The 25507-nt window shown below is 51.3% G+C and carries 18 protein-coding genes; 14 read left to right on the top strand and 4 right to left on the bottom strand.

Annotated features, from left to right (window positions below):
• Nucleotides 1-8 precede the first annotated feature (8 nt).
• From ACTJJJ_RS20200 to ACTJJJ_RS20140, 13 genes are all read left to right on the top strand, one after another.
• On the top strand, nucleotides 9-1757 hold the full coding sequence (locus ACTJJJ_RS20200; RefSeq protein ID WP_440702813.1) for a RagB/SusD family nutrient uptake outer membrane protein: 1749 nt from the start codon (nucleotides 9-11) through the stop codon (nucleotides 1755-1757).
• Between the two features lie 119 nt (nucleotides 1758-1876).
• Entirely contained in the window at nucleotides 1877-3574 is a 1698-nt protein-coding gene (locus ACTJJJ_RS20195; protein WP_440702812.1) for a pectate lyase family protein, read from the top strand.
• A gap of 8 nt (nucleotides 3575-3582) precedes the next feature.
• Nucleotides 3583-6789, top strand: coding sequence for a DUF6298 domain-containing protein (locus ACTJJJ_RS20190; protein ID WP_440702811.1), 3207 nt, complete (start codon nucleotides 3583-3585; stop codon nucleotides 6787-6789).
• Entirely contained in the window at nucleotides 6789-8339 is a 1551-nt protein-coding gene (locus tag ACTJJJ_RS20185; protein ID WP_440702810.1) for an MGH1-like glycoside hydrolase domain-containing protein, read from the top strand. Before ACTJJJ_RS20190 ends, ACTJJJ_RS20185 begins: the two co-directional genes overlap by 1 nt.
• A 13-nt stretch (nucleotides 8340-8352) precedes the next feature.
• A complete protein-coding gene (locus tag ACTJJJ_RS20180; protein WP_440702809.1) occupies nucleotides 8353-9441 on the top strand; it encodes a sialidase family protein in 1089 nt (362 codons plus the stop codon).
• Between the two features lie 10 nt (nucleotides 9442-9451).
• The gene (locus tag ACTJJJ_RS20175) at nucleotides 9452-10342 is read left to right on the top strand and encodes a sugar phosphate isomerase/epimerase family protein (RefSeq protein WP_440702808.1); all 891 of its coding nucleotides are present in this window, start codon (nucleotides 9452-9454) and stop codon (nucleotides 10340-10342) included.
• Between the two features lie 44 nt (nucleotides 10343-10386).
• Nucleotides 10387-12723, top strand: a complete 2337-nt coding sequence (locus ACTJJJ_RS20170; RefSeq protein WP_440702807.1) for a DUF5703 domain-containing protein — start codon at nucleotides 10387-10389, stop codon at nucleotides 12721-12723.
• Between the two features lie 107 nt (nucleotides 12724-12830).
• Nucleotides 12831-13067, top strand: coding sequence for a hypothetical protein (locus tag ACTJJJ_RS20165; RefSeq protein ID WP_440702806.1), 237 nt, complete (start codon nucleotides 12831-12833; stop codon nucleotides 13065-13067).
• A gap of 16 nt (nucleotides 13068-13083) precedes the next feature.
• The gene (locus tag ACTJJJ_RS20160) at nucleotides 13084-13407 is read left to right on the top strand and encodes a hypothetical protein (protein WP_426295528.1); all 324 of its coding nucleotides are present in this window, start codon (nucleotides 13084-13086) and stop codon (nucleotides 13405-13407) included.
• Nucleotides 13408-13530: 123 nt separating this feature from the next.
• Nucleotides 13531-15042: an FGGY family carbohydrate kinase gene (locus tag ACTJJJ_RS20155; protein WP_440702805.1), complete on the top strand. Its 1512-nt coding sequence runs from the start codon at nucleotides 13531-13533 to the stop codon at nucleotides 15040-15042.
• 2 nt (nucleotides 15043-15044) lie between these two features.
• Nucleotides 15045-16643: a DUF5060 domain-containing protein gene (locus ACTJJJ_RS20150; protein ID WP_440702804.1), complete on the top strand. Its 1599-nt coding sequence runs from the start codon at nucleotides 15045-15047 to the stop codon at nucleotides 16641-16643.
• Nucleotides 16644-16831: 188 nt separating this feature from the next.
• A complete protein-coding gene (locus tag ACTJJJ_RS20145) occupies nucleotides 16832-17500 on the top strand; it encodes an aspartate/glutamate racemase family protein (RefSeq protein WP_440702803.1) in 669 nt (222 codons plus the stop codon).
• Nucleotides 17500-18807 (top strand): bile acid:sodium symporter family protein, encoded by a 1308-nt coding sequence (locus ACTJJJ_RS20140; protein ID WP_440702802.1) that lies wholly within the window; start codon nucleotides 17500-17502, stop codon nucleotides 18805-18807. Before ACTJJJ_RS20145 ends, ACTJJJ_RS20140 begins: the two co-directional genes overlap by 1 nt.
• Here the strand turns inward: ACTJJJ_RS20140 and ACTJJJ_RS20135 are convergent.
• The 4 genes from ACTJJJ_RS20135 to ACTJJJ_RS20120 form a co-directional block, all read right to left on the bottom strand.
• Entirely contained in the window at nucleotides 18783-19118 is a 336-nt protein-coding gene (locus tag ACTJJJ_RS20135; protein WP_188937807.1) for a DUF5615 family PIN-like protein, read from the bottom strand. The genes ACTJJJ_RS20140 and ACTJJJ_RS20135 overlap by 25 nt on opposite strands.
• Nucleotides 19115-19348, bottom strand: coding sequence for a DUF433 domain-containing protein (locus ACTJJJ_RS20130; protein WP_188937810.1), 234 nt, complete (start codon nucleotides 19346-19348; stop codon nucleotides 19115-19117). Before ACTJJJ_RS20130 ends, ACTJJJ_RS20135 begins: the two co-directional genes overlap by 4 nt.
• Nucleotides 19349-19453: 105 nt before the next feature.
• Complete coding sequence (locus ACTJJJ_RS20125) at nucleotides 19454-20848, bottom strand: four-carbon acid sugar kinase family protein (RefSeq protein WP_440702801.1); 1395 nt, start codon at nucleotides 20846-20848, stop codon at nucleotides 19454-19456.
• The gene (locus ACTJJJ_RS20120) at nucleotides 20845-22107 is read right to left on the bottom strand and encodes a ribulose-bisphosphate carboxylase large subunit family protein (RefSeq protein ID WP_440702800.1); all 1263 of its coding nucleotides are present in this window, start codon (nucleotides 22105-22107) and stop codon (nucleotides 20845-20847) included. Before ACTJJJ_RS20120 ends, ACTJJJ_RS20125 begins: the two co-directional genes overlap by 4 nt.
• Nucleotides 22108-22353: 246 nt before the next feature.
• On the opposite strand from ACTJJJ_RS20120, the gene ACTJJJ_RS20115 reads away from it, so the two are divergent.
• On the top strand, nucleotides 22354-25500 hold the full coding sequence (locus tag ACTJJJ_RS20115) for a SusC/RagA family TonB-linked outer membrane protein (protein ID WP_440702799.1): 3147 nt from the start codon (nucleotides 22354-22356) through the stop codon (nucleotides 25498-25500).
• Nucleotides 25501-25507 lie beyond the last annotated feature (7 nt).

Raw genomic sequence — 25507 nt, 5'->3', positions numbered from 1 at the left:
GTACAGCGATGAAAAAGCATTGGATAATAGCAGCATTTCTCGGCTTTGCATTGACAAGCTGTGAAAATATACTCGACAAAACCGACCTATCCGCCTTCAACGAGGAGCAGGTTTTTAACGACACCCTGCTGGCAAAGGGTTACGTGGATTATGTTTATGACCAGAACCTGCCTACTTGGCCCACGGGCGATTTCCTGAAATGTACCGACGAGATAGGAGGTGAAAGCCGGTTTTTCGAAGGCACGGTGCAGGTCAATACCGTACAGGATTTCGGGATAGGCGTGAATGCGACGAACAACTATGGTAAGCTCCGTTCAATCAACCAGTTTCTGGCCAAGTTGCCGACTGGCAGTTTGAGTGAGAATGCCCGGAAGCGCCTGATGGGGCAGGTAACGTTCTTTCGCGCTTTCCGCTACTGGGACCTTGTGCAGCTTTACGGTGGTGTGCCCATGGTGCTCGAACCGCTCGAAGGGGTAGGTGAGGAGGCCAAGGAAGAAGCGGCCATTCCGCGCAGCAGTACTTCCGAGAGCATTGCGCTCATCGTGAAGGACCTCGATTACAGCATTTCCACCCTGCCCGGTCGTTGGGGCAACACCAACGACTGGGGCCGCATTACGAGCGGTGCCGCAGCAGGTTTCAAAGGCCGCATTCTCCTGCATTATGCCAGTCCGCAACACAACCCAGGCGACCTGGCAGAGCGCTGGCAGGCGGCATATGACGCCAACAAAAAAGCGATCGAGCTGCTCTCTGCCAATGGTTTTAAGCTCCACAGCAGTTTCAGTGATCTGTGGTTCCAGGAGGTGAATAACCCCGAAGCGGTTTGGGTTACCTGCTACAATAACAAGGTGGGTGATCAGATCAACAAGAATATGACCTGGGACAACAATACACGGCCATCTTACCTCGGTACCGCGGGCGGTTCCAACCAGCCTACCTGGGAAATCGTGCAGACATTTCCGATGAAGAATGGCAGGAATATCGATGAAAAAGGCTCCGGCTACGACCCACAGCTTTTCTATAAAAACCGCGATCCGCGTTTCAACCAGACCATCGCATTCAATGGCGCTACCTGGGCGATCAACGGCAACACGAACTACCGGTTGTGGACCTATTTTGTAAACAATAAAACCGTTGAGCAAAAAGCCACTTCTACCGGTTTCTATGTCCGCAAAGCCATCGACCCGAACCTCGCACCAGGCGCAGTGGCCAATGCCGGCACCGACTGGATCGAAATGCGTTATGCCGAGGTAATGCTCAATTTGGCGGAAGCTGCCTGCGGCGTGAATAAACTCGACGAGGCGTATACCCAACTGACCGAGCTTCGCAAGCGTGCCGGTATCGACCCAGGGGCGGATGGTTATTATGGTTTGAACCCTAAAATGACCCGTGCGGAAATGTTTGAAGCTATTTTGCACGAGCGGCAAGTGGAGCTCGCGTTCGAGGGCAAGCGCTTTTACGACCTGCGCCGCTGGAAGAAATTTGAAACCCTGCTGAACGGCAAAAGCCGCAACGGGGTGACCATTAACCTGAAATCATCTGCTCCCGAAGATTTCGCAGCACGCCGCGACGGTATGAACCTCGACTCTGTTTACAAAAACTACCTAGAAATCGTGCCTAAAAAGCTGGATACCAAATACCTCGTTAACTGGAAACCGGAGTACTATTTCTTCGCCATCCCGCAGCAGGCATTGACCAACAACCCACGGCTCGAACAGAATATCGGCTGGCCATCGGGGACGTTTGATCCTTTGAAATAGGTGGACATTTCGCAATACCCTTCGACGCCGGACGGGGCCGCCTGGCGGTCGAAGACAGTCCGTACCGCGACAACGTGCATCCGATAATATCTACTAATCCATAGACCTAAAACGTACAAATGAATCCTATTCCCAAACATTCACTCCAACTGGCATTAGCAGGTATGCTTCTTGGCACAGCCGTCTTTGCGCAGTACCCCAAAATCTCCGCAGCCGCCAAAAAAACGAGCGATTCGCTCCTGGCGGAGGCCGAGCGCAAGTCGGAGATTGCGTGGCAGAAGGCATTGCCGACCATTGAAGCCGAGGCGAAAAAGGGTAAGCCTTATATTCCCTGGGCAGCACGTCCGGTGGATCTGCCGCAGTCCGACATTCCGGCGTTTCCGGGTGCTGAGGGCGGTGGTGCATTCAGTTTTGGTGGTCGTGGAGGGCAGGTTTATGTCGTGAAAAGCCTTGCCGACAGTGGTCCGGGGACGCTGCGTGACGCCTGCGAAAAAGGCGGAGCGCGCATTATCGTGTTCAATGTGGCGGGTATTATCCGTTTGAAAACGCCGCTCATTATCCGCGCGCCGTACATTACCATTGCGGGGCAAACCGCGCCGGGCGATGGGGTTTGTGTGGCGGGTGAAAGCGTGTGGATCAATACCCACGATGTCGTGATCCGGCATATGCGTTTCCGCCGTGGGGAGACATTCGTTGGCCGCCGCGACGATTCCATCGGCGGTAACCCGATCGGCAACATCATGATCGACCACGTGTCGGCAAGCTGGGGATTGGACGAGAATATGTCGATGTACCGGCATATGTACAACGACAGCACCGGTGCGCAGGAACAAAAGTTGCCGACTGTTAACATCACCATTCAGAACTCCATTTTTTCCGAAACACTCGATACCTGGAACCACGCATTCGGGAGTACGTTGGGTGGCGAGAACTGCACGTTCATGCGTAACCTTTGGGCCAATAATGCGGGCCGTAACCCGTCGATCGGCTGGTTCGGTATATTCAATTTTGTAAACAATGTCGTCTTCAACTGGGTGCACCGCTCCATTGACGGCGGCGACTACCGCGCGATGTATAATATTGTGAACAACTACTTCAAGCCTGGTCCCGAAACGCCGAAAGACTCGCCGATTGGTTACCGGATCCTGAAACCGGAAGCGGGCCGCAGCAAGTTGAAATACCAGGTTTACGGCCGTGCTTATGTGAATGGAAACATCATGGAAGGCTACGACAAAGTCACGAAAAACAACTGGGATGGCGGCGTACAGGTGGAAGACCATGCCGATGCGGGTAAATACACAGACAACATCAGATGGCACGAGCCGCTTCCGATGCCGCAGTTCCCGATCATGAGCGCGAAAGAGTCGTTCGATTACGTGATCGCGAATGCAGGCGCCACGCTTCCGCGCCGCGATCCCGTGGATGCGCGCGTGACGACACAGGTACGTACAGGGAAGATCAATCCGCTGGATAATGTAAAATTGCCGGAGAAGCAGTTTGAGCACCGCCGCCTGCCGATCGATTCGTACAAAAACGGCATTATCACCGACATTTCACAGGTAGGAGGTTACCCCGAGTATAAAGGAACGCCTTACCCGGATTCGGACGACGACGGCATGCCCAACGACTGGGAAGTTAAATACGGCCTGAACCCGAAAGACCCGTCGGATGCCCGCAAGGACATGAGCGGAGATGGGTATTCCAACATCGAGAAGTTCATCAACGGCATCGATCCGAAGAAGAAAATGGATTGGAAAAACCCTAAAAACAACCATGATACCCTGGCTTCGCTGAAAAGTGCGCCGGGCCAAAAATAAGTATTGCTTTGGACAGACTGAGATACTTGGTTAAGGTGATGAAATTCGATACGATCCTGTCGCTGACAGGATTGTATTTTCTTTTGGTACCCATGGCATTTGGGCAAAAGAAGCCGAAAATGCCTTCGCCGGTCACATTGGCCGAAGACGGCCGGCTTGCCTATGCCCCCGATTCGCTCGGCAACCGCATTGTCGATTTCTCGTATGCGGGCTTCATGGCGGGAGCGCAGGCGATCCCGGACGCCCCCATACGCGTGACTGTGCCTGCCCGAGAGGGTGACGCCACAGCACGCATTCAGGCGGCGATCGACTACGTGGGCAGCTTGCCGTTGGATGCGAACGGGTTGCGGGGCGCTGTGTTGCTCGGGCGCGGAACGCATCGGATTTTATCTGGTATTGTCGTGAAGAAGTCAGGTGTGGTCATTCGCGGGGTCGGAATGGGAGAGCATGGAACAGTACTGCTCGGGGATGGGCGTACGCGGGAGACGGTGATTCGGGTTTTAGGGAATAATGATGTGGTATTTAAACCTAAACTGCGCGTTTCTGACCGTTATGTGCCGGTGAGTGCGCTAAGTTTTGAGATTGAAAACGCAAGCTCATTAAAAATTGGTGACCGCATTCGTGTTTTGCGGCCCTCTACCGCCGAATGGATCAGAAGTCTGAAAATGGAAGAATTCGGTGGCGAAACAGGCTGGCTCGGCTGGAAACCGGGGCAGCGCGATATGAGCTGGGACCGGACGGTAACCGGTGTTTCGGGCAGGAAAGTTACCATCGATGCGCCCATTACGACTGCACTGGACGCCCAAATTGGCGGCGGTTTTGTAGTGCCTTATCAATGGGCAGGACGTATTGGTCATGTTGGGATTGAAAACATCCGTATTGAATCTACATTTGATCCCCAAAACTTGAAAGACGAGAACCATCGCTGGATGGGAATTACTTTCGAAAATTCGGAAAATGCGTGGGTAAGGCAGGTTACCTTCCGGCATTTGGCGGGATCGGCGGTCGCGGTTTATGAATCGGCTTCGAAAGTTACCGTCGAGGATTGCAAGTCGCTGGAGCCGGTTTCGGAGATTGCCGGGCAGCGGCGGAATACCTTTTTTACACAAGGCGGGCAGACGCTTTTCCAGCGTTGCTACGCCGAAAATGGTTTGCATGATTTCGCGACCGGCTACATTGCCCCCGGCCCGAATGCATTCGTGCAATGCGAATCCCGGTTATCGAACGGTTTCAGCGGGGCTACTGACAGCTGGGCTTCCGGTGTGTTGTTTGATATCGTGAATGTGGATGGGAATGCATTGAGTTTTAAAAACAGAGGCCAGGACGGTCAGGGTGCCGGTTGGACGGCCGCTAATTCGGTATTCTGGCAATGCTCGGCTTCTCGGATCGAGAATTTCGCACCGCCGGGGACGCAAAACTTTGCATTCGGGGCTTGGGCGGCTTTTGCGGGAGATGGTTTTTGGGAGAATGTAAATGAGCACATTCAGCCACGCAGCCTCTATTATGCACAACTGGCAGAGCGCCTTGGAAAGCAGGTTTTGGCCAGATCTTTTCTCCTGCCGAAGGAAACGGAAGCATCCAGTAGCCCCAGCCTCGACCAGGCCGCTGCATTGGTCGCAGGTTCGCATCGGTCCGCTGTTTTATTGACAGATTGGATCGATCAATCTGCGCAGCGCAACCCTATGACAGTGGCCGTTTCCCCGGAGGTCTCCTCCGTGGCTGGCGGTGCGGTCAAATCCATTGATGAAATCAATTTTAACTCACCCAAAAACACTAGCACACTCCCTGCATTGACCATCCGCAACGGACGATTGGTGCGAGGCAACGAACTCGTCACCGGTGCGCGCTACGAAGTTCCCTGGTGGCGGGGCAGCATACGCCCACACGATGTGAATGCCGCGAAACCGCACATTACCCGCTATGTGCCCGGCCGCGTGGGTAAAGGTTGGACCGATGATTTGTCGGAAATGACCGATTCGCTGCAAAAGCAGCACATTACCGTCGTGGATCATAATTATGGCCTCTGGTACGACCGACGCCGCGACGATCACGAGCGCATTCGCCGCATGGATGGCGAAACCTGGCCCCCATTCTATGAACAGCCATTTGCCCGAAGCGGGAAGGATGCCGCCTGGGACGATCTGAGCAAATACGATTTACAGCATTATAATGAATGGTACTGGAACCGCCTGCGCGAGTTTGTGAGGCTGGCCGACCAGAAAGGACTTTTGTTGTACCACCAAAACTATTTCCAGCACAATATCCTCGAAGCCGGTGCGCATTACGCGGATTTCCCGTGGCGGACTGCGAATAACATCAACCAGACAGGCTTTCCCGAACCACCACCTTATGCGGGCGACAAGCGCATTTTCATCGCCGATCAGTTTTACGATGTCAGCAATGCGGAGCGGAAAGCATTGCACCGGGCCTACATCCGGCAATGCCTGGACAATTTCGTGGATCAGAGCGGTGTGATCCAGTTCATTAGTGCCGAATATACCGGGCCGCTGCATTTTGTGCAGTTCTGGCTGGATGTGATCGGTGAATGGGAGCGGGAAAAGGGCAAAAACGCATTGGTAGCATTAAGCACCACCAAAGACGTGCAGGACGCGATCCTGGCCGATCCCAAATATGCAGCCTTGGTTGACATGATCGATATCCGCTATTGGCACCGCCGCGAAAATGGTACCGATTATGCACCCGAAGGCGGCAAGAGCCTCGCTCCGCGGCAGCATGCGCGCATCCAGAAAATGGGTAAAGTCTCATTCCGCTCGGTTTATAATGCGGTTTTGGAATACAAAAAGAAATATCCGGAAAAAGCGGTGCTCTATAATGCGAACGGTGCCGAGCAAAACGCGTGGGCAGTGCTGCTGGCGGGTGGCTCGGTGAGTGCGGTACCGGACCTGCCTAAGGCGCTTTTGGAGGCGGTTTCAGTGATGGAGCCCCTAGATGTAAAAGGGCAACCGGAAAAGAAAGAGGAGCCGCAGGGCAACAGGCAATATGTTTTAGCCAAACCAGGCGAAGGGCTGGTCATTTATCAGGAGGGGGCAGGGGAGGCAGACCTCACCCAATTCAAAGGCAGTTATCAATTGAATCGTATCAATGCACGAACGGGCGTTTTTTTGGGTAAACCTGAAAAAATGAAAGGAGGGAAAATGGTTTCGCTGTCTTCCAAAGAGGCGGGGCCGGTTATCTATTGGTTTTCGAAAAAGTAATGAGGTATCTAAAAATTGGTTTTGGAATATTAAGTATCATCTTGGCAGGCTTGACGGGCTGTGCGCGTAAAACAGCCGGTCCGGCTGTTTTGAAAGCGGAAGATTACCGGCATCATGTGGCGTATTTCAACCGGATGGAGGATGAAAATAAGGTGAATGCAATCCCTAATGCGCAGTCGTGGGAGTGGATGAAGGCCAATATCCCGCTATTCGACTGTCCGCAGGATAATTTTCGCGAGATCTACTATTACCGCTGGTGGACCTACCGGAAGCACATTCACAACACGCCGCAGGGCTTTGTGATTACCGAGTTTCTGGTCGACAGGAATTATGCAGATAAATACAATATGATCAGTTGCGCGCTCGGCCATCACATTTACGAAGGCCGTTGGCTGCACGATCAGCGTTATCTGAACGACAATGTGCATGTGTGGTTCCGGGGCAATGACGGTTCCCGCATGAAAAAGCTGCTCAATTTCAGTAGCTGGACGGCCGATGCGCTCTACAATCGCTACAAAGTGACGCAAGACAAGGCGTATCTGCTCGATATGCTGCCGGACCTCGACTCGGAATACAAAGCCTGGGAAAAAGATCGCCGGACCGAAAGCGGGCTTTTCTGGCAAACAGATGTGAAAGATGGCATGGAAGAATCGCTCAGCGGAGGCCGCCGCGAGCAGAATGCGCGTCCCACGATCAACAGCTATATGTATGGTAATGCCAAAGCACTCTCGGCTATTGCCGCATTGAAGGGCGACCAGGCATTAGCAGGGCTCTATGAAAGTAAAGCGGATACCTTGAAGCGGTTGATACGCAGTAAATTGTGGAATGCCGACAGCTCCTTTTTTGAAACGGTAAAGAAGCGCGGTAAGGGGCCTTTTGCCGGGGTACGCGAGGCGATCGGGTTTATTCCCTGGTATTTTAATATTCCTGATGATGAACAGGATGCGGCGTGGAAGCAGGTTTCCGACCAAAAGGGTTTCAATGCGCCATTCGGCCTTACAACTGCCGAGCGGAGGCACCCGGAGTTCCGAACGCACGGCTGCTGCCAATGCGAGTGGGACGGCGCAGTGTGGCCTTTTGCCACCGCACAGACGCTGACCGGCCTTGCCAACCGCCTCAATGCGCCCAAGCCGGAAGTGGTCGCCGATACGACCTATTTTGGTTTGCTGGAAAAGTACGTAGAGTCGCAGTATTACCGTGGCAGGCCTTATATCGGAGAATACCTGGACGAAAAGACGGGTTACTGGCTCAAAGGTGATCAGGAGCGCAGCCTCTACTATAATCACTCGACATTTAATGACTTGATTATCACCGGGCTCGTGGGTTTGCGCCCTCGTACGGACGAGGTAATCGAAGTTAATCCCCTCATACCGCAGGATAAATGGGAGTGGTTTTGCCTCGACGACGTGCATTACCACGGCAAGCGCCTCACTATTCTTTGGGACCGCGACGGGAGCCATTATAAAAAGGGACGCGGCTTGCAGGTTTTTGTAAATGGCAAAAAGGCGGCTTCTTCCGATACGATTTCAAGGCTTTTAATTAACCCATAACATAACCCAAACCATGCGAAAAATACTACGAAAATGGCTCTTCGGCGGTGCTGCGGCCCTTCTGGTACTGTCGGCCAACGCACAGAATTTTAAGGAAGGTATTCTGGTAGATGAAAACATTTTTGACACCGCTCCATTCCCGGAAAGTCATGCTTCCACCATTGCGGAAACGCCACACGGGCTTGTTGCAGCATGGTTTGGCGGTACGAAAGAGCGAAATCCCGACGTAGGGATTTGGGTAAGCAGGGTGGAAAACGACAGATGGTCGGCGCCGGTCGAAGTGGCCAATGGAATAGTGAACGAAAAGCTGCGCTATGCCTGTTGGAACCCGGTCTTGTACCAGATTCCGAAGGGCGATCTGATGCTTTTTTACAAGGTAGGACCAAATGTGGCGGGCTGGAAAGGTTTTTTGATCACTTCCAAAGATCATGGCAAAACCTGGTCGAAACCCGTTGAATTGCGGGAAGGCTATTTGGGGCCCGTGAAAAATAAGCCGGTATTGCTGGCGAATGGCGAGCTGTGGTGCCCGTCGAGCACCGAGGGCGAGAATGGCTGGCGCCTGCATTTCGAAGTAACGCCCGATTTTGGTCAAACATGGCGGAAAGTAGGGCCGCTGAACGATGGCAAAACGATCAAGGCCATTCAACCGAGCCTGCTTACCTATGCGAACGGCGACATGCAGATACTTTGCCGCAGCCAGAGCCGTTCGATCGTCGAATCGTGGTCGAAAGATGGTGGTAAGACGTGGTCGGAGGTGGCGCCATCGAGTTTACCTAACAATAACTCCGGGACCGATGCCGTGACTTTGAACGACGGCCGGCAATTGCTGGTGTATAATCACGTGAAACCGCCGGTCGGTCAACCAAAAGGGCCGCGGACACCGCTTAATGTGGCTGTTTCGAAAGATGGTAAGAACTGGGAGGCGGTGCTGGTTTTGGAAGACTCGCCGATCAGCCAGTATTCGTATCCGTCTGTGATTCAGACTGCCGATGGGATGGTGCACATTGTGTACACCTGGCGCAGGCAACGCATCAAGCACGTGAAAATCGATCCGTCGAAGCTGAAAGGCAAAGCGATCGTAGACGAACAGTGGCCTATTTGATTTAGAAACAATGAAAAGAAGAAATTTCCTGAATACATGCGCTGCCGGACTGGCGGCGCTGCCGTTCTCGCCGTGGGTGGCTGCCATGGCTGGTCCGGTGAAAAAATCACGCTATAAAATTGCTGTGATCGATCTGATGATCCTGAAACGACAGAAACTAAGCGCATTACCGCTTGCTGACGAAATCGGTGCCGACGGCCTTGAAGTGGACATGGGCGGCCTGGGTGACCGGCCTACTTTCGATAACAAACTCGCCGACCCGGCCGTGCGCCAGCAATATCTCGACAAAGCGAAGGAGTTGAACCTCGAAATCTGTTCGCTGGCCATGACCGGTTTTTATGCGCAGTCGTTCGCGAAACGCGATGGCGCCGAGACGCCGGTGGGCGATTGTATTAATACCATGAAACTGATGGGTATTAAAATTGCTTTTTTACCACTTGGTATTCAGGGAGATTTGGTCAAAAACCCGGAATTGCGGCCTGCGATCGTAGAGAGGCTAAAAACGGTTGGTACAATGGCTGAAAAGGCTGGTGTGGTGATTGGGATTGAAACTGCACTGGACGCAAAAGGAGAGGTGGAATTGCTGAAAGAGATCGGATCCAAGTCCATTAAGATCTATTTCAATTTTTCAAATCCGCTTAAAGCAGGCCGCGATCTTTGCGAAGAGCTGCGTATTTTAGGTAAAAACCGCATTTGCCAGATACACTGCACCGACGAGGACGGCGTCTGGCTGCAAAACAACAAACGACTGGACATGAAGAAAGTGAAAGCCACGCTCGACAAAATGGGCTGGAAAGGCTGGCTCGTCATCGAGCGCTCGCGGGACGCTGCCAGGCCGCGCGATGTGAAAGGTAATTTCAGCGCGAATACCGCTTTTATGAAAACGGTTTTCCAATCCTGATTTTAACGCTGGCCTTCCCAGTTTGATCCTCTCAACCATCCGCCATGTATCGCTGCTATTGCCGGTTCTTTCTGATTTTATTAATAGTTGCAGGCCATTGGGGGGGGCATGCGCAGGGTTTCTTGCCGGAACAGTACAATTTGAAATGGACGAGCCAGAGCGGAAATTCCGGCGAATCGATGCCTTGCGGCGGGGGCGATGTGGGGTTGAATGTATGGGTGGAGCAGGGCGATTTGCTGTTCTATGTTTCGCGCAGCGGCGTTTTTGATGAAAACAATGTAGTGCCAAAGCTCGGACGCGTGCGTGTGCGACTTTCGCCGAGTCCGTTCGAAGCGGGCGGCAGTTTTCAGCAGGAGTTGAAATTGAACGAGGGTTATGTTGAAGTAACCGGCAAAAAAGGCAAGCTGATCGTCATTATCAAGGTTTGGGTAGATGTTTTCAAACCCGTGATCCACGTTGATATCAATGGCAGCAGCCCCGTTTCCGCACAGGCCTGGTATGAAAGCTGGCGGACGGTTCCCGGCGAGTTGAAAGGCAATGCACGAAGCGCCAGCTCTTATAAATGGGCAAAACCTGGCATCGCCGTTTTTCCCGACAGCGTCCGGTATGAAAACAACGGCGTGCTATTTTACCACCGGAACCGCGATTCAACGGTTTTTGATGCCATTGTAAGTCAGCAAAAACTGGAAGACGTCAAATCGAAGCTTTGGAACCCGCTGAAAAACCTGACTTACGGCGGCTGGATGGCGGGGCCCGGCATGGTCGCCGACAAGGTAATATCGGGCGGTAAGTATGCCGATACGCCTTTCACCGGGTTCGGATTGAAAAGCAAATCCCCATCCCGGAACGTTAAACTGAATATTTACCTGCATACCGATCAGCAGAAGGACTTTGCTGTTTGGAAGAAGGGGCTTTTTGAAATTGTTGCCAAAGCAGAACCGACGGCGTGGGTTAAAACGCTTGAATGGTGGAAGCAATACTGGCAGCGAAGTTATATTGCATTGAATGCCAGCAAGAAAGATAGCGCCTCACCGGTATGGCAGGTGGGACGTAACTATCAGCTTTTCCGCTACATGCTCGGATGCAATGCATATGGTACCTATCCGACCAAATTCAACGGTGGGCTCTTTACTTATGACCCTGTTTTTGTGGATAGATCATATCATTTTACAGCCGATCACCGAAATTGGGGAGGTGGCATTTTTACCGCGCAAAACCAACGGCTCGTTTATTGGCCGATGCTCAAAAGCGGTGATTTTGAGATGATGAAGCCGCAGTTTGAATTTTATCTGCGGATTTTAGGCAATGCAGAAATCCGTACACAGCACTATTGGGGACACAATGGGGCGTCGTTTACGGAACAAATCGAGAATTTCGGCCTGCCCAACTATGCCGAATATGGTTCCAAACGGCCTGCTGGCTATGATCCGGGATTGGAATACAACAAATGGCTGGAATACCTTTGGGATACTTCGCTGGAATTTTGTTTGATGATCCTCGACCAGCAGCATTTTACCGGAACAGACATTACGCGGTACCTTCCATTGATCGAAAGCTGTGTCGTGTTTTTCGACGAGCATTACCAATACCTGGCCGCCCAACGTGGCGCGGCGAAACTTGATCAGAATGGGCATTTGGTTCTGTTCCCTGGCAGCGCCGCTGAAACTTATAAAATGGCCTATAATTCCGTGACGACGGTTGCGGGTTTAAAAATCGTGCTCGAAAGGATGGTAGCATTACCCTCGCAATATGGCAGTGAGGCGCAGCGCACGCACTGGAAGGAGATACTGAGGCGCGTTCCGCCGCTGAGCTTCCGCGAAATGCAAGGCCACCGGACAATCGCTCCCGCACAAGCGTGGGAGCGTATCCAAAACACTGAAATTCCGCAATTGTACCCAGTTTTTCCCTACGGCATTTACGGCATCGGTCAGCCTGATCTTGAAACGGCTGTCAATACCTGGAAATACGACACCGAAGCGATCAAAAACCGCAACCACACCAGTTGGCACCAGGATAATATCTTCTGCGCCCGACTGGGGCTTACGGAAGAAGCTGCCGCATTGACCATTAAAAAGCTGCAAAACTCCGGCCGCCGCTTCCCCGCATTCTGGGGTCCCGGCCACGACTGGGTACCCGACCATAATTGGGGCGGCTCCGGGATGATCGGCTTGCAGGAAATGCTCATACAGACCCATGCTGATTCGATCTACATTCTGCCCGCCTGGCCAGACGACTGGGATGTGCAATTTAAGCTCCACGCACCGCTGAATACGGTCGTCGAAGGAGAGTGGAAAGGAGGTAAAATGGTGAACCTGAAAGTGACGCCGGAGAATCGAAGAAATGACGTAATTTGTTCTAAATGTGTGGCTAATCGCTTTTAAACGATTGTAAACGTTTAAATAAAGTTAGAGTCTTGACATGGTTTTTAAATAGTGCTAGTTTTGACATTAAGTAAATCTTCTGTCAGACTTAAACCACGCACTCGGATATGAATACGAATACAGAAAATAAAAACGAATTAGCAGCGCCGATTTCCTTTGGAGTGACTTTTGGTCTTGCAATTGGGGCTTTTTTGGGCCCTGCGGGTGCAATCGGAGGTTTTGTGCTCGGCGCAGCCGTTGGTTTTTGGTTTGATAGAAAAGAAAGTGAATCCATTAAATCTTCCGGCGAAGTTGCTGTCGGGGCTCAATCAGAAAAACAGTCGGTTATTGATTGCAATCATTAATTACGATAATGATTGTATGGAAAAGTATTTTAACCTGTATGCCGTCACATTGGCGGTTAGTCTACTGGGCTGTTTAATTTATGTGGTTGTTGCAGCGATTAAGCACGGATTCCAGAATGTTCAGGAAAGAAACATTGTAACCGTTTTTGCAGATTGTTTGGCAATTTGTTCTGCACTAAAAATTATTTGCTTGTCTTTTGATCGGACGGTCTGTACGGCTGAATCCGGAGTTGATCTGATGTTTCTAGGTCTAGGCGGCATTGTAATGCTATTCGTTTGCAGCAAAAATGTCTTACTAAAATTTAAGCAATTGAATTTAGAGGATAAAATTGCATCCTAGCTAATATATCACATAAATAAATTAATATTTTTCCATCTATTTTTAGCTTTGTTTTCGATTGTTTTTCTTTTCTTTGTTTTAATAATAAGAATGGTTTAACAAGTTCATAACAAGGCTTCCGGAATGTTGAACGGCCCATTTGTTCTGGCGATCGATCAGGGTACGAGCAGTACTAAATCCGTCATTTTTAATAAAAAAGGAGAGGTTGTGGCGCGGGGTAGCGAACCGTTGCGTACCATGTACCTCGATGGCGGCTTTGTGGAACAGGATCCGCAGGAAATTTATGAGAATGTATTGACGTCGGTTGCGAAATGCATTGCGGATTTTACGGCAAAAGAGGGACGTATAGAGGACATCCGTTCGTGCGGAATTTCCAATCAGCGGGAGACATTCGTGCTGTGGGATAATGACGGAAAGCCACTGCATAATGCGGTAGTCTGGCAATGCAAGCGATCGACAGCGGTTTGCGAGGAATTGCGGGTTGCGGGATTGGAAGGAATGATCCGGCAAAAAACCGGCCTGCTGGCCGATCCGTATTTTTCCGGCTCGAAGGTAATCTGGTTGAATCTTCATCATGAAGGTGTCAGGAAAGCTATTTCGGACGGCGACGCGTTTTTTGGCACGATTGATACCTGGCTTCTTTACAAGCTGACTAATGGAGGCGCTTACCTCACCGATCATACCAATGCGTCGCGCACGCTTTTCTTTAACCTCGAAACACGCTCCTGGGACGAGGAATTGATCCGGTCGTTTGGACTGGATGGCTTGCATTTGCCTGATATCCAGTCGTCGTCCTCGCATTTCGGCGAGACTGACTTTGGTGGTTTGTTATCAGCATCCATACCGGTCACAGCGATGATCGGCGACTCGCATGCGGCTGCATTTGGGGAAGGTTGCTTCTTCCCGGGTATTGCGAAGGCTACATTAGGAACCGGGTCTTCGATTTTAATGAATATCGGCCCCGAGCCGAAAGCGTCTCATCAGGGAATGGTGACGACGATCGGGTGGAGTGCGGGCGATCGGGTAGAATATGCGCTGGAAGGCGTGATTGTGACCTGCGGAGCGACGATCGAGTGGCTTAGAACACATCTCGGATTTTTCAACGACATCCGGGAGACGGAATCCATGGCGCTTTCCGTGAAAGATAGCGGCGGCGTTTACCTTATTCCGGCGTTCAGCGGACTTGGTGCGCCGCATTGGGACATGAACCGCAAAGCGTCGATTACCGGCCTGACATTTAATTCAAATAAAAACCATATCGTACGCGCTGCCCTGGAATCCATTCCATTTCAGATCAAAGATGTGATCGTGGCCATGGAAACTGATACGGGGATCGCATTGCAGGAATTGAAAATTGACGGAGGGTTAACCTCCAATAATTTCGTCGTACAGATGCTTGCGGATTTACTGGAAAAACCGGTCGTTAACCTCGGATTTCCGGAAGTATCGGCACTGGGCGCAGCATATCTTTCGGGTTTATATTCAGGTGTTTATCCTGATATCGACTATTTGCAGAAATTAAACGCAGGGCATTTGTCTGTCGCGCCCAATGCTGCCAACGATGCGGTAAAAACGGTCTATCGCGGTTGGCAGGAAGCCGTGGGCTCTGTTCCGCAAGTTTATATAACACATTGATCATGAAGTTTTTTTATCTGTTTTTTGCTTTTTTTTGGTGTATTCTTAGTGCTTCCGGCCAGGATGGTGTGGAGCGCCCCGTGGAGCGGTGGGAGCGGTTCGAAGTGACGCTGCCAGGACCGCAAACCGGAAATCCTTTCGCTGACGTGAATCTGTCGGCCGAGTTTTCAAATGGTACGGAAAAGGTAAAAGTGGCGGGCTTTTATGATGGCAATGGCCAGTATAAGGTGCGGTTTATGCCTCAAAAAACAGGCAAATGGAAGTATCTAACGACCAGCAACAGCAAATCACTCAACGGCAAAAAAGGGACTTTCACTTGTGTAGAGCCAGGGAAGGATAACCACGGACCGGTTCAAGTGGCTGACACGTATCATTTTAAATATGCGGATGGCAAACGCTACTATCCGTTCGGTACAACGCTGTATGCCTGGACGCACCAGCCCGAAGGTTTGGAAGAAATTACGCTCAAAACGCTGGCGAATGCACCCTTCAATAAGGTCAGGATGTGTGTTTTTCCGAAATATTACTCGCATGTGGAGAATGAGCCTCCGTACTATCCCTATGTAAAAACGTCTGAAAAGAAGGATGCGAAAGGTAAAATCAAATTTCAATGGGATTATTCGCGTTTTGAGCCAGCTTTTTTTCAACACCTCGAAGATCGGATTGACGATCTGAAAAAGCTGGGTATCGAAGCAGATGTGATCGTTTTTCATCCTTACGATAAGGGTCATTGGGGATTTGATAGTCTTGGTAGGGAGAACGACCTTAAATATATTCAATACCTGACGGCCCGGTTGGCATCATTCCGCAATGTATGGTGGTCGATGGCCAATGAGTTTGATTACGTCAAAACGAAGCCGCGCGACGATTGGGACATTTATACGAAGGCCGTAGTGGATGCAGATCCATATGGCCACCTTTGCTCGATCCATAACGGTAGCGTTTACTACGACAACTGGAAGTCGGAATTTACGCATGTCAGTATTCAGAATGGTTCGGCAGTGGAGGACTTTGGCAGGGCGACGCTGCTAAGAGATGTGTTCTTCAAGCCCATGGTTTACGACGAAGTGTGTTATGAAGGCGATTTGCAGCAGCGCTGGGGCCATTTGAGCGGAGAGGAAATGACCGAAGCATTCTGGCAGGGCGTGATCGCGGGTACGTATGTAACGCATGGGGAGACGTATCAAAACGAGGGCGACACTATTTTTTGGGCCAAAGGCGGCCGCCTGATTGGCAGTAGTCCGGCACGGATTGGTTTTTTGAGAAAGATACTGGAAGAGGCGCCCGGTCCGCTGGAATTATCGGATCCGTGGAAAGACCATCACACGTCGCGTGCTGACAGCAGTTATTACCTGGTGTATTTGGGTAAAAATATGCAGCCTGAATGGCAATTCAGCCTTCCGCGCAAGGGCGGGCCGAGAGCAGGGAGGAAGTTTAAGGTAGAAGTAATCGACACCTGGAACATGACGGTCGATGTGCGACCAGAGGTTTTCGAGATCTCCGAAACAAGTGATTACCGCATTTATGACAAGAAAAGAACATCGATCCGCTTGCCTGTGACGCCGTACCTGGCGCTCCGGATCAAAGAATACCGGGAATGACAAAGACTTTGATTGGTTAACATAGATAGTAAAGGATTAAAAAGACCGGGCGATGTCCGGTCTTTTTTTGGTTTATCTTTGTGAAATTATTCTATTTAGTTAAATTTCGAAATAATTAGAATATAAACGAAAGATTTTTTCGTTTCACTCCGCTACAAGGTCCACAATTGATTTCCGAAAGCTCATTCATGAAACCAGTAACATTAGGATTGATTCACACCTCGGCCACGCTCGTGCCGATCTTTCAGCAACTATGCCGTGAATACCTGCCGGGCGTAAATGTGTTCAATATCGTCGACGATAGTCTGATCAAGGATGTCATCGCGAAAGGGAAGCTTGTGCCGGCAACGGCCCGCCGGGTTGTCGATTATGTGGCCTCGGCCGAGGCGGCGGGTGCGGACCATATTCTGGTAACATGCTCCTCCATCGGAAGAGCTGTGGAGGCCGCTGCCGCACTTTCGTCGGTGCCGGTGCTCCGTGTTGATCAGCCTATGGCGGATCTGGCCGTTGCGAAAGGAAAGAAAGTAGGCGTGGTGGCGACATTGCCCACTACGCTGGAACCGACCGCCGATCTGGTAACGCGTCGTGCCCGAATTGCGGGAAAGGAAATTGAATTGACCACCAGGCTCTGCGAGGGTGCTTTCGACGCGCTGATGGGCGGAAATCCGGGTTTGCACGATCAGATGGTCGCGCAGGCGTTACGCGAGTTATCTGCGCAAGTGGATGTGATCCTGCTCGCGCAGGCGTCGATGGCGCGTGTTGTGGACGCGCTGTCGGAGGCGGAGAAAACGGTTCCGATTATAGCTAGCCCGCCGGAAGCGGTACGTTACCTGGCTTCGGTTATTAACCCATTATAATGATGCTGATATTCAGGAAAATATGTCTTGCATTGGCCTCGTTTGGCCTCGCATTACTGGCTTTCGCATGGTTAACACAGGCTGATGAGCTGTTCAGGGCAGCCGCGCTGGGTACGGCAGTCGCCTCGGCTATCGGCATGGGCGCAGTCCCGTTTTTGCAAGGGTATCAATACACGGCCTGGATCGCTGCTGCGGTAGTGGCCGGCATGACATATCCGCAATCTTTGCTGCATGTGGGAGATTTTGATCTGCGAAATAAGTGGCTGATACTGATCGTGGTGCAATTTGTCATGTTCGGAATGGGCATACAGATGAGCCTGCGTGATTTCTCGGAGCTTGCTACCTCGGGTAAAGGAGTTCTCGTTGGCCTGTGCAGCCATTTCACCATCATGCCCCTTACCGGTTTTGCATTGACTAAGGTCTTTCATTTCGACCCTGAAATTGCAGCGGGGATCATCCTTCTAGGTTCTTGTTCGAGCGGATTGGCTTCCAATGTGATGGTTTACATTGCGAGAGCGAACCTCGTGCTTTCCGTGGCCGTAACTGCCATGACGACTCTCGCCGCTCCATTTTTGACCCCGTTCCTGATGAAAATTCTTGCGGGAACGCTCATTCAGATCCGGTTTCTGGATATGATGATGGAGATCATCAAGATCGTCATTGTGCCCATAGGCGCCGCGTTGATCCACGACTTTATGAAAACTTCGACGCCTCATGGAAAAAGAAACGTTTATAGAGTAGCGTTAGTGTCTTTGATGTGGCTGGGATCGCTGACTTTCGGCTTGTGGTCGTGGTTGGCCGAAGCGGTTTCCGAACCTGCATTGCAATCGCTGGAAGTGCTGTCATTCTTCGCTGGTGCTGTGCTGGTAGGCTTGGTGTATCATTTAGCCACATTATCATTCAAAAAACTTGACCGGTATATGCCTTACGTTTCTATGTTCGGTATTATTTATTTCACCAGCGTAACCACCGCGGCCGGTCGCGACAATCTTTTGCAAGTCGGGTTTTTGCTCTTTTTCGTGTCGGTTGTGCATAATTCGGCCGGGTATTTTTTTGGGTATTGGCTAAGCCGACTGTTGGGCCTGGATAAACCCTCGGCGCGTACAATGGCATTTGAGGTGGGGTTGCAAAATGGCGGAATGGCCTCGGGCCTGGCAGGGGCGATGGGGAAATTGGGGACGGTCGGGCTCGCCGCGGCTGTATTTAGTCCCTGGATGAATATTTCAGGGTCGATATTGGCGAATTACTGGCGGCGGAAAGAGATAAGACGGGGGGAGGAGATTCAGGAGATCTCCATCACGCCATAGATTTCAGATTTGTTAAACTTTGAGATTTCCCCCAGCCTATTTTGCAATAAGGTCACTACGGACTCTGTGGAGCAGTTTCCGGTTTTTAAAAGGATGACTTTTGGGGGAAATGAGAGTACGTTGGCCAAGCCTTTAAAGTCCGCATCAAAGGTTACAATAATGTAACTTCTGGCCTTGGCGTATTCCCAAATGGTGCGGTCTGTGGAGGCGTATCTCAGTGGCGTTTGACTAACATGAATGCAATCGGGCAATGAGGCTTTTAACTTTTTGACGATTCGGTAAGATATGTTCTCGTCAAAAAGAAATTTCATGTTGCTGTGATCAGAATTTTAGAATTTTCTTCCCCGTTTTCCGCGAATTCCAGGGCAGCAAGAATATCTTCACGGGTGATTGGTGGAAAGTCTTCGATGATTTGCTCATATGTCATTTCGCTCGCTAGCCAACCCAGTATGTCACGTACAGCTATTCTCGTACCTTTAATACAAGGTTTTCCAAACCTTATTTCAGGATTAATGCTGATCCGTTCCTGCCAGTGCTGCATGATTTTGAAACATTGATTTTAATAAAGATACGAAGTTAATAGGAGGTTTGGAGTGCTATTTATCAACCACTATATATGGATCAGCAGAAGGAATGCTCTGACTTACTATCGGTCAGTGCGGCTTCCTCTTTGAACCACCTCAAAATAATCCTCCCCACCAACCTGTCCGCCCTTAAAAACAACTTCCAGCCCATCAGCAACCGTGCCGGGCGCAAATGCGCGGCAGAGTGGTGCGCCGGGGGACAAAGAGGCGATCATTTCAACCGCTTTGATGCCCATTGCCCGTGCTACCACACCCGATGTGTCGCCACCGGCGATGACAATGCGTTTGGTAGGAGAGGCCGAGATAACGTATCGGGCAATACTGCCCAGCGCTTCGCCGTACAGGGATGAGGTAAGTGCCTGAATTTCCGTAGATGATAGGCCTTTGCTTTTTAGAACGTTATTAGATTGTATAAAACGTTCGTCCTGGGTGCCTTTGCTGGTGTGGATGATCACGCTTTTACCTGTCGCGAGCAGGTGCATGGCTTTGTTTGTTTCGTTTGAAAAGGCAGCGTCGTGCGTTCCCGCTGCTATGGCGGGTGTGTCGAGGGCGATTTCGGTGAAACCGCGCGCCAATGCATATTCAATTTGCTGCGCTGTGACTGGCGAGCAACTGCCGGAGATAACTAGTAACGGTGTGGATTCGCCCGGATCGGGCCATTGGGTGCGATTTTGGACAATACCTTCGGTTTCCCAGAATCCGGTCAGCGCCATTTCAACGCCCGATGAACCAACCGAAAAGTGCGGCGCGGCGGGGCTTCCGTATGGGTCGATAAGTGCGCCGATACGCCGCATCTGGTGTTCGTAAAGTCCGTCGAAAAGTACAATATCATTTCCCTCGACAATGGTTTGGAGTAATGCCGAGGTCTCTTTCCGGGGCTTTTCGATCTGTAAAATGTCGATCAGGCCGCAGAGTTTGCCCGTTTGCTTACTCAAATGCAGCCGTAGATCACTTTCATCCGACGGTGTGGTCGGGTGCTTGCTCATGCTAGGATGGCGGTCGAGTCGGTGGATGTGGCCGTTGCTGCCGATGCCCATCCTTGCAAATAGGTTCCCGAATGCACAATAGCGACCGAGCACAGGCGCCGCCACGATTAATGATGTGAATTTCGGATCAAATACTTCCGCTCCGATGTCAATGGCTTTGCCGATGCTGCCGATGGCCGGCGACGAATCGAACGTGGAGCAGACTTTATAATGAATATGCCGCGCACCGGAAGTTTTAAGCGCCGCGAACGCAGGGCGGAGCGTAGCCTCCATTTGCGCCGGGGCCATCGCGCGCGTCATCCCCGCGATGCCGAATGCCCGGATATGCGGGAAGCGGGCGAGGTCTTTCGGCGTCGGTGGTTCTATGAATAATGCGGTGCGGACGCCGTTTCGTTCAAGGATCTCCAGCGCGTCAGTGGAGCCTGTAAAATCGTCACCATAAAAGGCCAGGAGCACGTTGCTGGAACTCATGCGCGGTCGAATTGCAGGTTTCCGAACTTTTCAACCGACTGCCCGAATTCCGGATATTGCCGTGCGGCTTCTTCGAGTGTCAAGCCGTTTACAGCGCCTTCCCAGGCTTGCTGCAATGCGGCAACACCGGCCGCAGGTCCGCCCGGATGTGCCATGATGCCGCCTCCGGCCATGTAAAGCAGGTCGGTGGTTTTCGTGCGACGGTAAGTTTCAAATGCCTGTCCGCCCCATTGTCCGGAGGATACTACCGGCAGGATCGGTTTATCCAGCGGTGCGTGATCGAGGCACGAGGCAATTGAGCGTACCACGGAATCGTCCGATTCCCAGAACTTGTTTTGGATGCCATTCACGTGCAACTGGTCCACACCGGCGAGCCGCCAGAGTTTTTGGTAAGCCGGAAATTCGATACCGAGCAATGGGTGGCGGTTCAGCATGCCCCAGCCGTTGCGGTGGCCGTGGATCGCTAGCTCGCCCAGGTCGCATATGCGCTTGGTGCCCGACAGGCCGACGCTGTTGAGGCTGATCATCGCGCAGGTTCCGCCCGATTTGACTATATGCTCGTATTTCCGGAGCATCGGCTCCATTTCGTCGCTGATATTGAATGCGTACATTATTTTTTTGCCGGTACGGTCGGCGTGGCGGTTGATGACCTGCATTACCGCATCCACGCGGTCTTCGAAGCGGGAGTTGGCGGTGGCGGCCATCAACTCGTCGTCTTTCACGAAATCGATGCCTGCATTTGCCAGTACCCCCACGGTTTCGGCCGTTTGCGCAGGCGTAAGTCCCACACTCGGCTTGATGATCGTTCCAATGAGCGGTTTGCCGATATCGGTGGCTGTAAGCTCGCGGCAGCCGTCGATGCCGAATCGGGGACCGTAATAGTAGTTTGCGTAAGATTCCGGGAAGCGGATATCCATGAGTTTCAGGCCTGTAAACTGCGTGATTTCGTACAGGTTACCCTGCAAGGTCGAGATAAGCGTAGGGAGGTTATGTCCGAAGTTTTCTGCCGACCAGGAAACGTCTACGAATGCACGGCGATACAATCCGTCGGGGGAAGAAGCGCCCGGAATGGCTGGTTGAGCAACGGTTTCGAGGTGTTCGATTTGTTCCACACGGGCTGCGAATCGGTTTTTCAGCTCCTCCGTCTCGCCCGGCACCGCCACGAATGTTCCCGACGATTGCTCGCCGGCCAGCACCGTTGCTGCTCTTTCGACTGGATAGGGGGTTTCAATGTAATACCGTGCCGTTATTCTTTCCATTTATTTCCTGATGATATATTTATACTTACGAATATAGTTCTTTTTGATTCGATTTAAAGGCAATTAAATGCCCTGTTTACGCATCTTGAAGTAACAAAAACCCGATTTTAACAATTATTTATAAAAATAAGACAGAAAAAATTTACAAATATTTTTTTAAAATAAAATTGTTCATACTTTTCGTAAAAATTAGAATATAAAAGAAAGAAAAAGAAAATCACTACTTCCCTAATCGTTTGAATGTTTATGAAACAACTCTTACGCATCATCCTGGCATGTCTCCTGGTAGTTCCGGCGGTTCATGCGCAGACGCTGTCCGTGAAGGGCAGGGTGACGGGTGTAAGCGACGCCGACCCGCTGCCGGGTGTGAGTGTCGTCATCAAAGGCACCCAGCGCGGCACGACCACCAATTCGGACGGAGCTTTCCAGATCGAAGTTCCGGATCAGGCTACCGTGCTGGTATTCAGTTTTGTAGGTTACAAATCTGTGGAGGAAACTGTCGGTACCCGCACCGACATCGGCGTAAGGCTTGTGCCTGAAAACAAATCACTCGAAGAAGTGGTGGTAGTAGGTTACGGAACGCAAAGCAAGCGGGCGGTGACCGGCGCGGTTATTTCCGTCAATTATGACAAATTCAAAGACCGTTCATTCAGCAACGTCAGCCAATCGCTGGCTGGAACGCTGCCGGGTGTAAATATTTCGCAATCACAAGGTGCCCCGGGTGCTTCGCCGGTGATTAAAATCCGCGGGATCAGTTCGATTACCGCCGGTACCAACCCGCTGATCGTTGTGGACGGCGTGCCGTTGGAAAACTTCAATCTCAACCTGATCAACCCGCAGGATATCGAGTCGATCGAAGTACTCAAAGATGCTTCTTCGGCCGCGATTTACGGGTCGCGCGGATCGAGCGGGGTGATTATCGTGACCACGAAAACCGGTAAGCCAGGCAAGGTGAATGTGAGTGCGAACGTCGAGTACGGTTCGCAGAAAGTAACGCGCCGCGTAAAAATGATGGATGCGCAGCAGTATATCGAGACTTACATTGATGCAAAGAACAACGCATGGACCGCACAAGGGGGGAATGCGAGCGATCCCAACAGCGCCCGTCCGACGACATTGCGTATTCCGGAAGACTTTACGACCAATCCGCAACAGTTCGGGAAGGGTACCGACTGGCAGGATGTGATGTTCCGCACGGCACCTTCGTATAACGCGCAAGTGACGATCACGGGCGGCACCGAAAAGACGCAGTACATGTTTTCAGGCGCTTATCTGGATCAGACGGCTGTACTGGACGCTAACTATTACAAGCGCCTGGCTGTGCGATCAAACCTTAAAACCCAGATTACGAAACGGCTCAGCGCAGGTTTGAATATTGGAATAACCTCTATTTTCGACCGTACGGAGGGTACGCAAGGCAAAAGTGACGTGATCAGCCTCGGCCTGCAAAGCGACCCTATTTTTCCCGTCTACAATGAAAACGGCAACCTCGGTTTCCGCGATCCGAATTCGACCTGGTTTCGCTTTACTTCTTTTGCCGATATGAACCTCTGGCACCCGTACTCGCTTACACGCGAGGTAGATAAGGGGCGGAAGTCGTTCAATACGCTGGCGACGGGTTATTTGGAATACGAACTCATCGACGGGCTCCGGTTCCGTACGAGCCTGAGCGGCAACCTTTACAATACGCGTAGCAATTTTTATTGGAATGATAAACAGAAATACGGCTATTCTGCTGTACTGGCCGCTCAGGGCAATGCGAGCGATGCGTACATGCTGAACTGGCTGAGTGAAAATACATTGACGTACGATAAGAAGTTTGGCGAACATGCATTGACCGGCCTGCTTGGCTACACCAGTCAGAAGCAGCGCGACGAAACCATGTACGTGGCGGCCAACAATTTCCCGAACGACCTCGTCCACACACTGAATGCCGGAACGGTGACAGCCGGTAACACGACAGCCAGCGAATGGTCGCTGCTATCCTACCTGGCGAGGGTTCAATACAATTTTAAAAACCGGTATTTCCTGACCGGAGCGCTGCGCCGAGACGGAATGTCGCGCTTTGGCGAGAACAACAAATGGGGCTATTTTCCTTCCGTTTCGGCGGGTTGGTTGCTTTCGGACGAGGCATTTATGTCGGGCGTGACGGCTGTGAACAATCTGAAACTTCGCGCGAGCTACGGGGTGACCGGTAACAACCAGATCCCGAACTATGGGGCGATCAGTCTGCTGGCTGCGGCGCAATATGTGAATGGGACAAACCTGGCCAATGGTTTGAAAGTGAGTAGTCTGGCGAACCCGAATTTGAAATGGGAGAAGACGAATCAGTTCAACATCGGCGTTGATTTAGGCCTTTTCAATAACCGCATTAACCTTTCGGCCGAGTATTACAGCTCTGTGACCCGCGATATGTTGCTTTTCGTGCCGGTGCCCGACATTACCGGTTTCTCAACTCAGCTTACCAACATTGGTAAAATGCGCAACCGGGGCGTGGAATTGAATATTTCAACCAAAAACCTGACGGGCGCATTTACCTGGACAACCGATTTTAACATTTCCAGAAACCGCAACAAAGTGCTGCAACTTGGCCCTGGCAACGCACCTATCCAGTATGTCGATAACGTAGTGACCGTACGTACCGAAGTAGGCCAGCCTGTTTCCAATTTTTACGGCTACATTTTCGACGGGGTTTTCAAAAATCAAGCCGAAATAGATGCTTATCCGCACCACACTAGCACCACACCGGGTGATCCGAAAGTGCGTGACGTGAATGGAGATGGCAAGATCAGCGATGCCGACCGGACAGTTCTGGGTAATTACCAGCCCAATTTTATCGCCGGTATTACCAATACGGTGGGTTACAAAGGATTCGAATTGTCGTTCCTGTTCCAAGGCTCGTTCGGCGGCGAAATTGCCAACAACAATGTGCGCTACCTCGGTACCTGGGATAATGGCCGGAATTTCTTCGCCGATATGTACAATTATTGGCGGTCGGAAAGCAATCCTGGCGATGGGAAGCATTTCAAGCCGTCGGTGAATTACCTCGGGTTGCAGAAGCAGTTTTCTTCCTATTGGGTCGAGGATGCGACGTTCGTACGCTTGCGGAATGTGCGCGTATCGTATGCGCTGCCTGGCAAATGGGCTTCAAAGCTGAAAGTGAGTGGGGCGAGGGTATATGTGAATGCGGAGAATGTGCATTTGTGGAGTAAATACATTGGTTACGATCCGGAGAATACTACTTATGGTACCACTTCCTATTCTTCGAGTATGGAAACTTCCAGCTCGTATAGCAGTGGTAATGCACCTGTACCGGGCGCTTTCCAGGGTGTTGATTATGGATCGTATCCGCTGCCTCGGGTGATTACTGTTGGGATTAAGGCTGATTTTTAAAAGACGA

The organism is Dyadobacter sp. 22481 (assembly GCF_052044875.1).
Taxonomy (GTDB): Bacteria; Bacteroidota; Bacteroidia; order Cytophagales; family Spirosomataceae; genus Dyadobacter; species Dyadobacter endophyticus.
The sequence above is the reverse complement of the archived record's forward strand: the minus strand, read 5'-3'. Positions and strand labels throughout refer to the sequence as shown.

What these genes read in the sequence shown, in the direction of transcription:
- ACTJJJ_RS20200 (WP_440702813.1), top strand. Translation starts at nt 9, where the DNA reads ATGAAAAAGCATTGGATAATAGCAGCATTTCTCGGCTTTGCATTGACA.
- ACTJJJ_RS20195 (WP_440702812.1), top strand. Translation starts at nt 1,877, where the DNA reads ATGAATCCTATTCCCAAACATTCACTCCAACTGGCATTAGCAGGTATG.
- ACTJJJ_RS20185 (WP_440702810.1), top strand. Translation starts at nt 6,789, where the DNA reads ATGAGGTATCTAAAAATTGGTTTTGGAATATTAAGTATCATCTTGGCA.
- ACTJJJ_RS20180 (WP_440702809.1), top strand. Translation starts at nt 8,353, where the DNA reads ATGCGAAAAATACTACGAAAATGGCTCTTCGGCGGTGCTGCGGCCCTT.
- ACTJJJ_RS20175 (WP_440702808.1), top strand. Translation starts at nt 9,452, where the DNA reads ATGAAAAGAAGAAATTTCCTGAATACATGCGCTGCCGGACTGGCGGCG.
- ACTJJJ_RS20170 (WP_440702807.1), top strand. Translation starts at nt 10,387, where the DNA reads ATGTATCGCTGCTATTGCCGGTTCTTTCTGATTTTATTAATAGTTGCA.
- ACTJJJ_RS20165 (WP_440702806.1), top strand. Translation starts at nt 12,831, where the DNA reads ATGAATACGAATACAGAAAATAAAAACGAATTAGCAGCGCCGATTTCC.
- ACTJJJ_RS20160 (WP_426295528.1), top strand. Translation starts at nt 13,084, where the DNA reads ATGGAAAAGTATTTTAACCTGTATGCCGTCACATTGGCGGTTAGTCTA.
- ACTJJJ_RS20155 (WP_440702805.1), top strand. Translation starts at nt 13,531, where the DNA reads ATGTTGAACGGCCCATTTGTTCTGGCGATCGATCAGGGTACGAGCAGT.
- ACTJJJ_RS20150 (WP_440702804.1), top strand. Translation starts at nt 15,045, where the DNA reads ATGAAGTTTTTTTATCTGTTTTTTGCTTTTTTTTGGTGTATTCTTAGT.
- ACTJJJ_RS20145 (WP_440702803.1), top strand. Translation starts at nt 16,832, where the DNA reads ATGAAACCAGTAACATTAGGATTGATTCACACCTCGGCCACGCTCGTG.
- ACTJJJ_RS20140 (WP_440702802.1), top strand. Translation starts at nt 17,500, where the DNA reads ATGATGCTGATATTCAGGAAAATATGTCTTGCATTGGCCTCGTTTGGC.
- ACTJJJ_RS20135 (WP_188937807.1), bottom strand. Translation starts at nt 19,118, where the DNA reads ATGAAATTTCTTTTTGACGAGAACATATCTTACCGAATCGTCAAAAAG.
- ACTJJJ_RS20130 (WP_188937810.1), bottom strand. Translation starts at nt 19,348, where the DNA reads ATGCAGCACTGGCAGGAACGGATCAGCATTAATCCTGAAATAAGGTTT.
- ACTJJJ_RS20125 (WP_440702801.1), bottom strand. Translation starts at nt 20,848, where the DNA reads ATGAGTTCCAGCAACGTGCTCCTGGCCTTTTATGGTGACGATTTTACA.
- ACTJJJ_RS20120 (WP_440702800.1), bottom strand. Translation starts at nt 22,107, where the DNA reads ATGGAAAGAATAACGGCACGGTATTACATTGAAACCCCCTATCCAGTC.
- ACTJJJ_RS20115 (WP_440702799.1), top strand. Translation starts at nt 22,354, where the DNA reads ATGAAACAACTCTTACGCATCATCCTGGCATGTCTCCTGGTAGTTCCG.